Below are 14,335 nucleotides of genomic sequence, written 5' to 3' on the forward strand. Positions count from 1 at the left end.
CTTTGAACGCCCCATTTCACCTTCGGAAAACCATGAACAATCGACTCCTGTTCGCTCTATCCCTGATTCCTTTCAGTCACGCCGCGCTGGCGCAGATGCCCACCGGTACTCTCGTAGACCGGATCGTTCGCCGGATCGATATTCGCGGCGACCGCACGTTCGACATCCTCCTGCTGTCCGGCGGCGGTGAGTATGGAGCCTATGGCACCGGCTTCCTGCGCGGCTGGCAATCCAGGGCCACTGATCCGATGCCGAAGTTCGACATGGTGACCGGTGTCAGCACTGGTGCGCTGATCTCGCCCTTCGCCTTCGCCGGCGACGAGCAGTCCCTGGCTGAGATCAGCCGGGAGTACACCGAGAACGCCGCATCGATGAAGCCCAGCTTTGAGTACCTCTTCTTCCTGAAGCGGGATGGCGGTCTGCTTGATCGCAGGAACCTGGAGAACTCGATCGACCGGCTCTATGGCGAGTCCCTGGCTGCTCGTGCCCGGCGCGGTTTTGACGAAGGACGCATCCTGCTGGTGGGCACAACCAATCTCCGCAGCGGCCTGGGATCGATCTGGAACATCGAGGAGGAACTGGGGCGCGGGCCAGGCGGCCTGGGCTCCTTCCAGAAGATCCTGCTGGCGTCCGCCGCGATTCCGGGCGCATTTGCTCCCGTGGAGATCAAGGGCGATCCGCATGTGGATGGTGGCGTCGCCAGCAATACGCTGCTGGGGCTCGACCTCTCCGATTTCCAACGGCTGGCGGAACGGCTACGGGCTGGTCGAACGAGGGGGACGGTACGGATCCGGCTGTGGGTGATCGTCAACAAGCCGCTCTACCCCAGTGTGGAGACGAGCGGCTATCGGGGTGTCGGCGCGGTGCGTGATCGGGGGGAGAGGCTGCTGTTCGGCTTGAAGGAACTCCAGACGCTCACGCGCTACTGGGAGCTCTCTGAGGCGGTCAACTCAGGGGTGCCCGGCCTGTCCATGGAGGTGCGCTGCACCGCCGTACCGCAGGACATGACGGCGAAGGTGACCATCAACAAGATCTTCGACCAGGCCTTCATGAAGAAGCTCGACCAGTTCGGGTTCGAACGGGCGCGGGGGCGGCAACAATGGGATCGTCTTCCGCTCTCCCCCTACCAGCGGCCGCAATAGACGGGGAGAGGTAATCGGGAGCCGGAGAGGCGGCTCCCGATCCAGGCAACTGTCAGGACTGCTTCTTCACCGGGGGCGGGAAGTTCTTCAGCAGCTTCTCGGCACCGGCCTGAATGGTCTTCTGCCACTTCTCCGGCTTCATGTTGGGATCCAGGGTCTTCGACGCGACACCCCGCCAGACCAGTTCATGCTTCTCCCGGTCGTAGATGTCGAGGGCAAACTCGCCCACCCGGATGGTGGAAGTCTCGGCGGTCGTGATGCCAGGACCGTAGCCGGACCAACGGCGTCCCCAGCCACGGCCATAGCCCCAGCCGCTGTCGAATGAGGTGATCTGCTTCTCGTTGCGCGTCGAAGGCTCGTAGACCAGCAGCAGGTCGGTGCGTCCTTCTTCCTGCCGGACAAAGCCCTTCTTCGTCATCTCGGCGTCAACGGCCTCCCGCAGCTGGCGGTCGGTGATGGTATCCAGCTTTTCCGCCGCCCGGCTCTGGCCCCATTTGTAGGTCTTGTACTGGCTGAAATCAGTGCCGTTGGCATAGTTGTACCGGACATCCTGCGCGAAGCCCGCCGAGGTGAGGCAGGCCAGCGCCAAGATCGTGTTTCTGAGTTTCATGGACTCGCTCCTTTTCGCATGGGCGCTTTGTCACGCGCCTTCATTCCTTCTGGGGCGAGTTAGGGGCAGGAAGTGATCAACTTCCCCGCGCATTCAGGGCTCAGCTTTCCGCTTTCGCTCTTGGTGCTCCAGCACACGGCGGTCACTTGTTCCTACTTGTGCGTCAATTCGGGCACCGGCCTTGCCGGGTGCAGGGCAGCGTCCTGAGCCCGGTTGTAGCTCTCCAGGACCGCGGCATAGTTCGGCGCAACCAGCGTGTATAGCTGGGCGATCTCCGCCGCGTCCGGCCGGTTCCATGTGCGCTGCAGTTCGCACAGAACCGCGTTGGCGCTGATGGGGACAACGCCTGCCTGGGAGAAGCGGGCGAGTGTGATGCGAGAGGCCATTTCGCTGGGGTCTCCCGATGCATCGACTACGGCATAGACGTTGAATCCGGCTGCCAGCGCATCCAGTGCGGGGAACATGACGCAGACACTGGTCCAGACACCGGCAATGACCAGCGTCCGCCTGCCCGTCTCGCGGACTGTCTGAACGAACAGTTCGTTGTCCCAGGCATTGACCTCGCCCTTGCGGGGCACGTATACGGCGTGGGGCGCGAACTGGTGAATCTCCGGCATGAGTGGGCCATTGGGGCCGTCAGGCACCGAAGCCGTCGTGATGACGGGGATCTTCATGAGCGCAGCCAGTTTGGCGAGCATCGCGGTATTGGCTCGAAGTTCCGCAACGCTGATATCCTTGACCACTTGAAACAGGCCCGATTGATGATCGAGCAATAGAAACACGACGTCATCGAGCCGAAGCAGGGCGTCGCCGCCACCCTCCGCGTGCACCAGGCCGTCCTGAATTGCATTCAAACCATGATGGTTCGCTGTGTTGCCGGAGCGAGAGGTGTTGAGATCCGTCATTGAAGTCTCCTGTTCCCGTAAGTTCTTCTACTTCGCGATGCAACGAAATTGGGTCGTGGCGCTCATTTCCGGCCACGCGGTCAAAGCGTGCCAACCAGTTCCGATCAGGATTCGTATTGAAGGTATGCCTTCGCGGAATCCGACATCGTCACGATGGCGGCGCCGAGCATGATAATGTCCTTGACTACCAACCGGCCCCCAACCGAGAGAAATGGGAAGCCGTGCGCGGTGTCGCCAAGGGCTGGAACCCAGGCCTCAGGCGTGGTGACCAGAAACGACAGTGTCGTGAGTGACATGAGGATGAGGAGCAGGCTCCCGGCCGCGGCCACTTGAGGACGGAACGGGTGGAGCGCGATCAGGCAGCCGATCAGGATGATGGCGCAGCCCAAACCGTGCGAAAACTCATAGGTGCCGTTCGTCTCGTGCCAGCGGCGATTGTCGTCATTCAGCTCACCCTCCCTGTTCATGTGTTGCCGGTATTCCGGTGCCGAATGATGGTAGAAGAACTCCATCAACGGACTATTGGCAACCAGTGGCACTATGCCATCCGCTTCGTAATTCGCGAACTTGAGTCCTCCGATCCAGAACAACACGACAACCAGTGAAAAGCGGAGGGCGCCCACTCCAAATCGGTCCAGCCTGGCGGCGAGAGCATATATTGAGATCAATCCGCTGTCGCTGTGCCACGGCCGTCCGGCTGGTGTCACGTGAGCGGGTGGTGATTGTTGGGTGGATATGTTGTTCATCGTTCTACCAGATGGTAGGAGCGATGAAGAGCGGTGTCTATTATAGATCTATATAGGTAGCCGTAACTCGATGGGACACTCGGCCTTTACGGGCGGGGCCGCCTAATCTTGAGCGCGGCGATCTTAGAGGAGAGTGTGGTTGGACGCAGCCCAAGGAGTGCCGCGGCGCCGTCCGACCCGTAGATTTTGCCCTTGCACCGTTCCAAGGCTTCCACGATCTGGCTGCGTTCCAACTCCAGCAACTGACCCCGGGTATGCAACCGGCCAACGGGTTGGGCCGCCGGGGATGGCGGCGGAGCGGAGTTCCTGAGATCGAAGCGCAGCTGCCTGCCACCGGACACAATCAATGCGCGTTCGAGAACATTCTGTAGCTCCCTCACATTTCCTGGCCAATCGTAGTTGCACAGGTCTCGAATGTTATCGGCGGTCAAGCGAGGAATGGAGAGATTCAACCGCTTGGAGGCTTTCTCCAGGAAATCGGCGGCCAGGATGACGACGTCCTCGAGGCGGTCGCGCAGCGGCGGCGTTTGGATGGGGAAGACGCTCAAGCGGAAATAGAGATCCGCTCGAAAGCGCCCCGCGGCCATTTCGGAACGCAGATCCCGGTTGGTCGCGGCGATGACGCGGACGTCCACGGGCCGGGTCCGCTCTTCCCCCACGCGTTCGAACTCGCCCTCCTGCAATACCCGCAGCAGCTTGGATTGGAGTTCCAGGGGGATCTCTGCAATCTCGTCGAGAAACAGGGTTCCGCCATCGGCCAGTTCGAAGCGCCCAAGGCGATCGCGCATCGCGCCTGTGAACGCGCCTTTCACGTGGCCAAAAAACTCGCTTTCGAACAGCTCGCGGGGGATCGAGGCACAGTTCGCCTTGACGAGCACCCGGTTCGCGCGGCGGCTGTTGTCATGGATCGCGCGCGCCACCAGTTCCTTGCCTGTGCCCGACTCACCGAGAATCAGCACGCTTGCATCCGTCGGGGCCACCTGGCCAATCTGAGAAAGCAGCCTCTGCAGGGCCGGGCTTTGGCCCCGGAAGCCACCGAGATTTTCCTTCACCTCTGTCTTGAGGTAATCGTTCTCCCGCTCCGCGCGCAGCTGCAAGGTCTGGATCTCCTCGAACGCTCGCGCATTGGCGATGGACACGGCTGCCTGGTCCGCGAACACCCTGAGCAATTTGAACTGCTGTTCCGTGATGTGCACCCGGGCGAAGACTCCGAGCACGCCCAAGATCTCACCGCCATAGACCAGCGGATGGCCAGCGAAGCCGTGTATGTTCTCATTCCGCACCCAACCGGGGTGGAGAGTCCATCGCGTGTCCGAGACGGCATCCTCAATGAGCATGGATTGGCCGGAGGAGGCGATCCAGCCAATCTTCCGAACCTGGAGCGGGAAGCGCCGGAAGGCACCATCGAGCGACGACCAATCGGAGCCGTCCATCCGGGAGCGGCCCGCACTCGCCGCCAGGTGAAGACAGGTGTGCCGATCCGCGCACTCTGAACTCATCCGGCACGTTGGACAGATGTCGCCCGGGCCGATGAGCCAGATTCTTGCGAGGGCGACCCCAGCCGTATCGACCAGGCCGGACACAATCATCTTCAGGACCGTTTCGACCGTCCGGACCTGACTCACGGCAAGGGAAATAGACTGGAGGAGTTCCAGTTCCATTTCGTCAAGCTTACAGGAGCCCTTCGGGTTCAGCAACGACGGATCGTCGTTGTTGCGCCTGAGCGTCGTTGGAAGGCGACGGGATGACCTTTTGTTCTCTGCGTGTTACGCGATGTGCCCAGTGGAAGGCAAATTGCTGTTAGCGGAGTGGTCAGCGCATTCCTGGGAACAGTTCCTGGTGGGATCAGCGAGGGAGGGGCAGATGAGGATGAGCGGGTACCATCGGGTGGATCAGGCCGGCCAGGGCAGTCGAACGCCCGCGACCCGGAACGGACGAACGGGCGATGGAGAGGAGTCCAAATGAACCGTACCGGCAGTTGGGTTTGGGATGTCCAGCAGGCGCAGCCGGCCTATTGGTCAGCACAGATGAACAAAATCCATGGGCGCGACATAAGCCAGGCGCCCCCCGGCGCCGGCGAGTACTCCGGGCTGTTCCCCGCTGAGGACTGGCCGCTCTGGGTATCCGGAGTGCAACAGGCGGTGGAGAACAAAGCGGCGTTCAGTTGTGAGTGCAGAATTTGGCAGGAAAACGGCAGGACTCAGTTGGTCAGGCACCTTGGTTGGGCGGTTCTGGGCTCGGCTGACGAGGTGACCGAGATCATCGGGACGACTCTGGAGCTGGGTGATCCAACGCGAGAGCCCATGGACCGGCCGCAGCCTGGGGACAGCCCGGTCAGCGAACTGGTCGATCTGATACCCGCGCTGGCGTGGTCCTGCCAACCGGACGGATCGGCCGACTTCTTCAACCGCGGCTGGCTGGAGTACACAGGCCTTTCGCAGGAGGAAGCGTGGGGGTGGGGATGGACCAAGGCCTTCCATCCCGACGATCTGGACAAGGCCTTGTCCTGCTGGAAGACTCTGGAGGGGACCGGGCAACCGGGTCAGCTTGAGGCGCGGCTACGCCGCTTCGACGGGCAGTATCGCTGGTTCCTGGTTCAAGCCAAGCCGCAACTGGACGAAGCCGGGCGGGTGGTGAAGTGGTATGGCACCAACACGGATATCGAGAACCGGAAGCACGCCGAAGCTGCGCTGGGTGAGAGCGAGCGCAATTTCCGTCAGATTGTGGATTCGATCCCGGCGCTTGTCTGCACGATGACGGCGCGCGGCGAGGTTGAGTGTGTTAACCAGCAGGTGCTCGAATACTTCGGCAAGACTCTGGAGGAGCTCAGGAACTGGGCTTATACCGGAGCTGTCCATGAGCAAGATCTCCCTGGCGTGATTGCCAGGTGGCAGCACTCGGTGGAAACAGGCGAGCCATATGACGTAACTCATCGCATCCGGCGTTTCGACGGCGTCTTCCAGTGGTTTCATGTGCGCGGCCTTCCCCTGCGGCACCCGGATGGCGACATTGCCCGGTGGTACATCCTTCTGACCGACATCGAGGACCGGAAGCGGGCGGAGGACGCGGTTCGCGCGAGCGAGGCCCATCTGCGTTTGACTATCGACACGATCCCCGCGCTGGTATGGCGCGCCGATCCGGCCGGCGAGCCTGACTATCTGAATGCGCGTGTTGTGACGTACACCGGAAGGAACCTGGGCGAGTTCACCCGATTTCGATGGGAGGATCTGATTCACCCGGACGACCTCGAGTTAACAAACAAGGCGTGGCGGGCTTCGATCCGGTCTGGAGCTCCGTACAGCGTCAAACAACGGCTTCGCAGCGCCGACGGGTCCTATCGATGGTTTCAGGTGAATGGAGCGCCGTTGAGGAACGAAAACGGAGAGATCCTCAGTTGGTTCGGCCTGGACATCGATATCGACGACAACTGGAAAATGGCTGAAGAGTTGAGGCAGACGCAGGCGAAGCTTTCGCGCGCCACGCAGATCGCAACCGTTGCTGAGCTGTCGGCATCCATTGCGCACGAGATCAATCAGCCATTGGCGGCCGCGGTGGCCAACGGGCATGCGTGCCAGGCCTGGTTGTCGGCGGAGCCGCCCAACCTCGAGCGAGCCCGTCTGACGGCCGGAAGAATGATCCGCGATGTGAACTCCGCGGCGGGGGTGGTCCAGCGGATTCGAGCACTCTTCAAGCGATCGGCGCAGGACCTGGTTCCTTCCAACATCAACGAGGTGATCTCGGCGGTTCTCCAGTTGACGGCAGACGAATTGCGCGAAAGCGGAATCAGCACTCGCGCCAGCCTCGCGGATGATCTACCCGGGGTCGCAGTCGATCGCGTGCAGATGCAGCAGACGCTGCTCAACCTGATTCGCAATGCTATCGAGGCGATGGAGGGCTCCGGTGATCGCCCGAAGGTGTTGTCAATCACCTCGCGGCTGGACGACAGCGGCCTGCTGATTCAGATCAGCGATACCGGCTGCGGCCTTACGGACACCTCAACGGTGTTCGAACCGTTTGTCAGTACAAAAGAAAGAGGGATGGGCATGGGTCTTTCGATTTGCCGGTCGATCGTGGAAAGCCACGGCGGGCGACTCTGGGCGGCCTCCAATGAGGGAGTGGGAACGACTTTCAGCTTTACGCTCCCTCTCCATCGGGACGAACCCTCATGAAGGCGGCGGATGAGGTGGTCTACGTCCTTGACGATGACCATCGGATTCGCGAGGCACTTTCCGAAGTCTTCGCAGCAATGGGGATGCCACACGTCTCATTTGGATCCGCGACGGAGTATCTGCGCTACCGCCGGACGGACGCCTGTGCGTGCCTGATCCTCGATGTCGACCTGCCGGATATCAACGGCCTGGATCTACAGAGGCAACTGGGGGAAGATATCGGGCCGCCGATCATCTTTCTCAGTGGATATGGCGACATCCCCTCCACTGTGCGGGCGATGAAGGCAGGCGCCGTGGAGTTCCTCACAAAACCGGCTGACCACGAAATGCTGCTGGGCGCAATCCGGACAGCGTTTACCAGAGACTTGCAGCAAAGGCAGCGGGTTGCGGAAATAGCCGATCTGCAACGGCGGTTTGCTCTCCTCACTCCACGCGAAAAAGAAGTCCTGCCACTGATCGCCGATGGAATGTTGAACAAGCAGGCAGCTGCGGCGCTGGGCATTTCGGAAGTGACGCTGCAGGTCCACCGTGGGCAGATTATGCGGAAGATGTCCGCGGCCTCATTCGCGGATCTGGTCAGAATGGCCTTCCGGCTCGCTGCGTGAGCACCGGGCGGACCTACTATAGAAACCCATAATATGCAGCCGAAGCCCGGTGGAGTACGATGAGCCCTTGCCTGTAAAGCAGTTGACCCCATGGGCCTGAGCCAATTCCTTATCGGCGTCGTGGACGACGACCACAGCATGCGGCAGTCGCTGGAAGAACTGCTCGCTTCCGGCGGTTACAATGTGCTGCTGTACTCTTCTGCCCGGGAATTCCTGGACTCCGATGGCTTCCAGCGCGTGAGTTGCCTGATCACCGACGTGGAGATGCCCGCGATCTCGGGTTGGGAGCTCCTGCGGATGGCCCGAACCGACCACAGTGAACTGCCGGTGATTCTGATCACGGCGGAGGAACCGGACGATCCAGAGAGTCGATTCGAATTCCAGGGAGCCCGATTCTCCTTCAAAAAACCCTTCGACGGGCGCGCGCTACTCGCGGCCCTTGATAGTATTTTCCGCAAGGCATGACAACCTGCGTTCACCTCAGCACAGCGTATTCGGCTTTAGCTGTATCCAACACAGGGATGCCAGGGTCCGCATCCTTCCAAAGGGACAGGAACTCCTGGTACGATTTTCGGGCTGCCGGCTTGTCGCCCAACAACACCTGCGCACGCCCAAGTTGCAGACGAGCCAATACCCCAGTCACAGATTGTCCGACAAGGGCGGGGTGGTCGAGCAGCTTTCGAAACTGAGCGGCGGCCGGACCGCCTTGGCCCAATCGAAGATAGGCGAGTCCGCGGAGGTAAGCAGGATAGATCCAATCGAAGGAACGGCTGAAGATCAGGTCGTATTCTTCAACCGGGCGAAGTATGTCTACCGCACCTTGAGCGTCGCCCTCATGAAGCCTGATCGCCGCGCGAATTGTAGGCAGGCTGAATTTCTGAACCAGGGTATCGGATGGGGACGCCCGATCGATCTCGTCAACCAACGTTGCTGCTTGTGCCGGCTCACCGGAGCGAGCCAGCGCCAGGGCCAGCCCCAACCGGTCGTCCCGGCCGTTCACCACCGGAATCGCTGCAATTAGCGACAGCCTCGCATCTGCCGTTCGACCCACTTCAGATTGCCACAGGGCGGTGTCCAGGTTGAAAAGGGCCACGGCGGATTTTGACCGTGCCTTCACCGCCGCTTTTCGTGCTTTATCCATCCATTGAACCGCATCTTCGAAACGACCGGAGTATATACGAGCATCCGCCGCTTGGGAAAATAGTTGCCAGGCATCATGAGTTTCTGCCCAGGCAAGTTGCTCCTTCATCGCCGGCTCGTCATGTTGCAGGAAGGCGATCAGGTGGCGCGAAGCATGCAACGGGAATTCGTCAAAATTCCGCGCCTGGGCCTCGGCGAAGATGATCTTCGCCTCGTCCAAACGATCCGCCTTCGTGGTTGCAATCATGAGCGTCGTGTAGTTTCCACCGGCGAGCGATGGCATCAGCCGGATGGCCTCTCTCGCTGCGGCGGCCGACTCGTTATACTTGCCCAGCGACAGCGCAGCGCCAGCATAGTTGTTGTGCGCGACTCCATCCAGGGGAAAGGTCTGGATCCATTGGCGATAAATGGGATACGCCTTCTCCTGATCGCCCAGGCCGACCGAGTAATACAGCGTCACCGCGAGGAATCTCAGCTGTCCCGTCAGCCGGTCTCGAAGATCATAGGCCCTCTTCTCCGCCGCGACCGCCTCCCCGACTCTTCCTTGGGACAGATAAATAATACCGACTGAGGCGTAAGCCAACGCGAAATCGGGGTCTATGTCGATGGCGCGCTCATAGTAAGACGTAACGGACGCCTTGTCCGGAGAAAAGTGGTTTCTGAACCCTTTTGCCAGGAGTTGCAGGGCTTCGGGAGACGATGACGTCGCTTGCTCAAGCGGCACATCGTATGATCGCAGAGAGCTGGCGGGTTCCCCCATTCTTCCACGAAGCTCAACGCCAGCCAGGCCCAGCGCGTGCACGATGTCTTTACGCAAAGCCACGTCCCGCCTGGATTCCGCAAACGTGTTGCCGCTCTGGCAGTTGATACCACTGAGCAGGATGCGAAAGTGATTGCCCACATCGGCGATGGAACTGGTGACGACCGCCTTGCTATTGGTCTTCCGGCAGACCTCCCGGGCAATCTCCGTCGTCACCTTGCCATCCTGTGGATGCTGCAACTGCTTCATTGACTCGCGCACTTTGTCCTGCGCCAGTACCTGGAGGAATGGCGTTTGCGCCAATTCGACCGGCAAGGCGAGATTGAGGGCATCATCCAGCACCGGGTCGCTGGTGTGGTTGGACAAATCGGCAATCACAATGGTGTCGTTGGCGGTGAGCTGATAGCGGGTCAGGTAACGCCAGTAGCTCCAGGAGGCAGCCGAGGCGAGCAGCACCACCGCGGCGATGGCCAACCATTGCCGGATGCGACGGAGACGCAGTTGCCGTGGAGTTGGCACGTCGTCCAGAGCCTTGCGCATCTCCTTCGCCGTCGGGTATCGGTTGTCCCGGTCCTTCTGCAGCGCTTTGGCGATGATTGCCTCGAGCGCCGGAGGGACCGCCGGATTCAGCTCGCGAACGGGAGGGGGCTGCTTGTTGAGCAGGGCATGGTGGATCCCTGTGGCATTGTCTCCCGGGAATGCGCGCTGGCCGGTTGCCATTTCATACAGCACCAGTCCCAGGGAGAACAGGTCGGTGCGGGCGTCCAGTTTCTCCTTCCTGATCTGCTCGGGCGACATGTAGCTTGCTGTCCCCATCGCGCCACCAGGGGCCACGAGGCTGAGATCAGCGGTTCTGGACGCCAGTGGAGATTGGGCCGCTTGCCCGTCCCCCAGATCCTGCCCCTCCACAAGCTTCGCCAACCCAAAATCAAGGATCTTGACCGCACCTTCGGTGGAGAGATAAATGTTGGCAGGTTTGATGTCCCGATGGATGATCCCTTGGGAATGGGCAACCTGCAGACCGTCGCAAGTCTGCTTGGCAATTGGCAGCAGTTGCTCCACAGGCATCCCTCCGGACTCGAAGGGGACCAGGCAATCGCGGAGGGTCGCGCCTTCCAGCAACTCCATAACGAGCATCGGCTGTCCTTCGTGCTCGTCGATCTCGAAAATCGTGCAAATGTTGGCGTGGTTGAGAGAGGATGCCGTCTGGGCTTCCCGTTCAAAGCGCTTGAGTGCGACCGTATCGGTGGCCATCTCTTCCGGCAGGAACTTCAGGGCCACCTGGCGGCCGAGTTTCAGGTCTTCCGCCTTGTAGACCATCCCCATGCCGCCGCCGCCGATCACCTCAAGTACCCTGAAGTGTGAAACCTTCCTGCCGATCAGGCTGCCCGCGGCTGTGGTGAGCGCAGGCGTCGAGACCTCGGGTTCCCGGGAGGGCTCGTCGATGGCTGCGAGTGGCTCAGGCTGAACCAGCAACCGGTAACCGCGCCGAGCGACGGTTTCGATGTACATGGGCTGCGCCGCGGAATCGCCGAACGCGCGGCGAAGTGTCCCAATGGCCACATTGATGCTGTGGTCAAAATCCACGATCGTATCGTTTGGCCAGAGCGTTTTCCTGATCTCGTCGCGGGTGGCGATCTCGCCGGTCCGCTCAATCAGGATTCGCAGCACCCGGAAGGGTTGCTCCTGCAGCAGGGTCCTGCGGCCCCTCTCGCCGTTCTCCGGCAGGCTCAATTCACCCGTGCGGAGATCAAGATGGTACGACCCCAGCCGCAGGCGAGTTGGCTGATCAGGCGTCATGTAGTCCTAAGGGCACACGCAAGCGTCGATCGTCCCGGCTATCGTTACTGCTGAGAGAGGATAAGCGTAGTGTACACCAGGCAATCTTCGCCCTTTAGAATCTGTCAGCTCCCACCTCCTCGCCTGAATTGACCGCGAATTGACCTGCAGCGAATTGGATTCCACAGCGCTCTCGCGCATATTCAGCCCAGAGATGACATCTATGCAAAACGCACAGTGGAAGTGTGATCCCTCGGCGAGAACCAGCGCCGGCGCCCGGTTTCAGGATGCCCCCTGCCAGCGGCAGCAGGGCTTTGATGTGGCCTATCTGGTAGAAGATGATCCGAGTGTTCGTGAGGCCCTTGGTGAACTCTTTGCCTCAAATGGGATCCTTCACGTGCCTTTCAGTTCGGCCGCGGAGTTCCTGCGCTGTGTCAGAAATGACACAACTGCCTGTCTCATCCTCGATGTGCGCCTGCCCGACATGAACGGCCTTGAGTTGCAGCGCAAGCTGGGGAGCGAAGGTGCGCCGCCGATTGTCTTCATCAGCGGCTATGGTGACATTCCTTCAATCATCCAGGCGTTCAAGGCCGGAGCGATGGAGTTCCTCACCAAGCCAGTCAACCCACAATTGCTGCTGCCGGCAGTTCGGGCGGCCTTTGATCTGGATCGTGAAAGGCGGCGCAGCACGGCGGCGAGGATGGAGCTACAGCGGAGGTTTTCCCGTCTGACGCCAAGGGAGAGGGAGGTATTTCCGCTCATCATCGGGGGCATGCTGAACAAGCAGGCAGCCGCCCACCTTGGTATCACGGAGGTGACCTTGCAGGTTCACCGGGGACAGATCATGAGGAAGATGCAGGCGGAATCATTCGCGGATCTGGTGAGAATGGCAGGAGTGCTCGGGATCCCGGGGCCGGATTCGGTCCAGGCAGGCTAGTCGCCCCGCAGGCTCTGTTCCATTGCATAGCACTGATCCCAGATGAAAGCGTCGAATCCGGCCAGCCTCGTTGACCACTTCGGGGTGAGGGTGTTGACACACTGGACCATCACCCGGTCCGTGTAGTTGTCGAAGAGGGCCCAGGGATTGGCCATGTCCCTTGGGTCCATGCCCTCACCCGGTTTCGTTGTGTTGAGAGCCTGGCCTGCCGCGAGCTTCAAGTCCTTGAGAAACTCGCTCTGCAACTCCACGTCCGCCTTGGTACCCGTGCGCGCTACGTGTCCGGCCACGAGGGTGTCGAAGGGGAGGTGTCTGATCTCTTCCACCTGGGCGAAGTAACCGGGAATATCCTCGGCCAGGGAGAGCCTGCGCCAAGGCATCCAACCAGGACAGATCACATCGACTACCATGAGCGTCTTTGACGCTGGTACGGAGATGAAGATGTTGCCTGGCTCGTGCGCATTCCCGTGATAGGAGAGTTCGAGAATCCGGCTGCCGGCCCTCAGTGTGAAGCGATCCCGGAAGGTCACGGCCGGCACCGGGCGATTGGGGTCGTTCGCGCGGACGAGCAGGCGGCGTGTCTCTTCGTGCGCAACGATGACGGGATGGCCGCCAAGCCCCTTCGCTCCGCCAATGTGGTCGAGATGCGAATGACTGTAGATCAGGTGAGTCACCGGTTTGAGGGTGATCTCCGCAATTGCCTGGCGAATGTGGCCGGCGAAAGAGGGTGGAGCGTCGACGACGACAACGCCGGTTTCGTATACCAGGAACATCGACTGGTATGCGTTGTCCGTGATGACGAACAAACCCTCGCCAAGATCCTGGAGCCGGTAGCCCTTCGCCGGATCAACGGCCGGGCCCTTCGCCGATTCAGGAACGTCCATATACCTGGCAATCCGGCTCCCGATCGGTGCGATCCGTGGCATGTCCGGATACGGTGCTCCGGCGGCGCCTGGAGAATCGTCCCCAGCCACGGATGCCAGGAGCATGCTCCCAACTAACGCGGCCATGGCCGCAAATCCTGATTTCATAAGTGGCCTCACTGCCTCCGAGCGTACGGTGCCAGGATCCGTAGGACTTGCAGAAAGAATCGAAGCTGGCGGAATGTTGCGATAAAAAGCCTCCGCACGATTATGAAAGCCACAGAAGGCAGGTCCAAATACGATGGGGCTACCACCAAGCGACCCAGGAGTGACGCAATGAAGACGATTGCCGTGATCGGCGGGCTGCTGGTCCTGACTGCAGCGGCGCAGAATGCTCCCCACGAGGACAGCTTCAGGAAGGAGATGCACGCCACCATGCAGGTGATGGATCGCGGGATGACCGCTGCCCCCATGCTTGGCGATGTGGATCACGATTTTGCGGCCATGATGATCCCGCACCACCAGGGTGCGATCGATATGGCGAAGTCGGAGCTCAAGTACGGCACCGACCCGGTAATGCGCCGGCTGGCGCAGGAGATCCTGGTTGACCAACAATCCGAAATCGTGGCCATGCAGCTTTGGCTGGACAAGCGTGCGGCCAGGCGGGAGAAGTAGGCAA

Annotated in this window: 12 protein-coding genes; 6 read left to right on the top strand and 6 right to left on the bottom strand. The window is 60.7% G+C overall.

Annotation, left to right across the window (positions count from 1 at the left end; all coding sequences use genetic code 11):
* Positions 1 to 32: 32 nt before the first annotated feature.
* The gene (locus IRI77_RS24130; protein ID WP_194447561.1) at positions 33 to 1,142 is read left to right on the top strand and encodes a patatin-like phospholipase family protein; all 1,110 of its coding nucleotides are present in this window, start codon (positions 33 to 35) and stop codon (positions 1,140 to 1,142) included.
* Between the two features lie 52 nt (positions 1,143 to 1,194).
* Here the strand turns inward: IRI77_RS24130 and IRI77_RS24135 are convergent, their stop codons facing one another.
* The 4 genes from IRI77_RS24135 to IRI77_RS24150 all read right to left on the bottom strand — a co-directional run bounded on the left by IRI77_RS24135 (position 1,195) and on the right by IRI77_RS24150 (position 5,064).
* Positions 1,195 to 1,752, bottom strand: a complete 558-nt coding sequence (locus IRI77_RS24135; protein WP_194447562.1) for a DUF4136 domain-containing protein — start codon at positions 1,750 to 1,752, stop codon at positions 1,195 to 1,197.
* 152 nt (positions 1,753 to 1,904) lie between these two features.
* The gene (locus IRI77_RS24140) at positions 1,905 to 2,657 is read right to left on the bottom strand and encodes an isochorismatase family protein (RefSeq protein WP_194447563.1); all 753 of its coding nucleotides are present in this window, start codon (positions 2,655 to 2,657) and stop codon (positions 1,905 to 1,907) included.
* 104 nt (positions 2,658 to 2,761) lie between these two features.
* Complete coding sequence (locus IRI77_RS24145) at positions 2,762 to 3,325, bottom strand: DUF417 family protein (protein ID WP_228486291.1); 564 nt, start codon at positions 3,323 to 3,325, stop codon at positions 2,762 to 2,764.
* 164 nt (positions 3,326 to 3,489) lie between these two features.
* A complete protein-coding gene (locus IRI77_RS24150; RefSeq protein ID WP_194447565.1) occupies positions 3,490 to 5,064 on the bottom strand; it encodes a sigma-54-dependent Fis family transcriptional regulator in 1,575 nt (524 codons plus the stop codon).
* A 300-nt stretch (positions 5,065 to 5,364) separates the two neighbouring features.
* Between IRI77_RS24150 and IRI77_RS24155 the strand changes: the two genes are divergently transcribed.
* The 3 genes from IRI77_RS24155 (at position 5,365) to IRI77_RS24165 (ending at position 8,642) form a co-directional block, all read left to right on the top strand.
* Entirely contained in the window at positions 5,365 to 7,572 is a 2,208-nt protein-coding gene (locus IRI77_RS24155) for a PAS domain-containing sensor histidine kinase (protein WP_194447566.1), read from the top strand.
* The gene (locus tag IRI77_RS24160; RefSeq protein ID WP_194447567.1) at positions 7,569 to 8,177 is read left to right on the top strand and encodes a response regulator transcription factor; all 609 of its coding nucleotides are present in this window, start codon (positions 7,569 to 7,571) and stop codon (positions 8,175 to 8,177) included. The genes IRI77_RS24155 and IRI77_RS24160 overlap by 4 nt, the downstream gene beginning before the upstream one ends.
* Before the next feature lie 90 nt (positions 8,178 to 8,267).
* Positions 8,268 to 8,642, top strand: a complete 375-nt coding sequence (locus IRI77_RS24165; protein WP_194447568.1) for a response regulator transcription factor — start codon at positions 8,268 to 8,270, stop codon at positions 8,640 to 8,642.
* Positions 8,643 to 8,652: 10 nt separating this feature from the next.
* Here the strand turns inward: IRI77_RS24165 and IRI77_RS24170 are convergent, their stop codons facing one another.
* Positions 8,653 to 11,877 carry a protein kinase domain-containing protein gene (locus IRI77_RS24170; protein ID WP_194447569.1) on the bottom strand — a complete coding sequence of 1,075 codons (3,225 nt, stop codon included), beginning with the start codon at positions 11,875 to 11,877 and terminating at the stop codon, positions 8,653 to 8,655.
* Positions 11,878 to 12,016: 139 nt separating this feature from the next.
* Here IRI77_RS24170 and IRI77_RS24175 point away from each other — a divergent pair, with 139 nt between their 5' ends.
* On the top strand, positions 12,017 to 12,793 hold the full coding sequence (locus IRI77_RS24175; RefSeq protein WP_228486292.1) for a response regulator transcription factor: 777 nt from the start codon (positions 12,017 to 12,019) through the stop codon (positions 12,791 to 12,793).
* Here the strand turns inward: IRI77_RS24175 and IRI77_RS24180 are convergent.
* A complete protein-coding gene (locus IRI77_RS24180; RefSeq protein ID WP_228486293.1) occupies positions 12,790 to 13,677 on the bottom strand; it encodes an MBL fold metallo-hydrolase in 888 nt (295 codons plus the stop codon). The genes IRI77_RS24175 and IRI77_RS24180 overlap by 4 nt on opposite strands.
* A 228-nt stretch (positions 13,678 to 13,905) precedes the next feature.
* On the opposite strand from IRI77_RS24180, the gene copM reads away from it, so the two are divergent.
* Entirely contained in the window at positions 13,906 to 14,331 is a 426-nt protein-coding gene (gene copM / locus IRI77_RS24185; RefSeq protein WP_228486852.1) for a CopM family metallochaperone, read from the top strand.
* Positions 14,332 to 14,335 lie beyond the last annotated feature (4 nt).

This window comes from Paludibaculum fermentans (assembly GCF_015277775.1).
GTDB classification, from domain to species: Bacteria; Acidobacteriota; Terriglobia; order Bryobacterales; family Bryobacteraceae; genus Paludibaculum; species Paludibaculum fermentans.